At 56.8% G+C, this 1,073-nt stretch carries 1 protein-coding gene; it reads right to left on the bottom strand.

Going from position 1 to position 1,073, the window contains the following annotated elements:
- Positions 1 to 3 precede the first annotated feature (3 nt).
- The coding region (tuf, locus tag DXXMK7_RS00060; RefSeq protein WP_038917305.1) for an elongation factor Tu at positions 4 to 1,073 on the bottom strand (1,070 nt) is incomplete at its 5' end.

Raw genomic sequence — 1,073 nt, 5'->3', positions numbered from 1 at the left:
CAATTAAGCGATAACTTTGGCAACCACGCCGGCGCCTACAGTACGGCCGCCTTCACGGATAGCGAAACGCAGACCGTCGTCCATCGCGATCGGCGCGATCAGGTTTACGACCATCTTGATGTTGTCGCCCGGCATTACCATTTCTACGCCTTCCGGCAGTTCGATGGTGCCAGTCACGTCAGTTGTACGGAAGTAGAACTGCGGACGGTAGCCTTTGAAGAACGGCGTGTGACGGCCACCTTCGTCTTTGCTCAGGATATACACTTCAGATTCGAACTGAGTGTGCGGCTTGATTGAACCCGGCTTGGCCAGAACCTGACCACGCTCAACTTCATCACGCTTGGTACCACGCAGCAGAACACCCACGTTCTCGCCCGCACGGCCTTCGTCCAGCAGTTTGCGGAACATTTCAACACCAGTACAGGTGGTTTTCGTGGTGTCTTTGATACCCACGATTTCAACTTCTTCACCCACTTTGATGATGCCGCGCTCTACACGACCGGTTACTACGGTACCACGGCCGGAGATGGAGAATACGTCTTCGATCGGCAGCAGGAACGGCTTGTCAATCGCACGCTCCGGTTCCGGAATGTAGCTGTCCAGCGCTTCGGCCAGTTCGATGATTTTCGCTTCCCACTCGGCATCGCCTTCCAGCGCTTTCAGCGCGGAACCGCGGATAACCGGCGTGTCGTCGCCCGGGAAGTCGTACTGAGACAGCAGCTCGCGCACTTCCATCTCAACCAGTTCCAGCAGCTCTTCGTCATCAACCATGTCGCATTTGTTCAGGAACACGATGATGTACGGAACGCCTACCTGACGACCCAGCAGGATGTGCTCACGAGTCTGCGGCATCGGGCCGTCAGTCGCAGCAACTACCAGGATCGCGCCGTCCATCTGGGCAGCACCGGTGATCATGTTTTTCACGTAGTCGGCGTGTCCCGGGCAGTCAACGTGCGCGTAGTGACGAGTCGGGGTATCGTATTCAACGTGAGAGGTGTTGATGGTGATACCACGCGCTTTTTCTTCCGGCGCGTTGTCGATCTGGTCGAATGCACGAGCCTGGCCACCGTAGG

The organism is Dickeya sp. MK7, from assembly GCF_000406305.1.
Taxonomy (GTDB): Bacteria; Pseudomonadota; Gammaproteobacteria; order Enterobacterales; family Enterobacteriaceae; genus Dickeya; species Dickeya fangzhongdai.
Note: the sequence above shows the minus strand (reverse complement) of the source record. Positions and strands in the feature narration are given on the sequence as shown.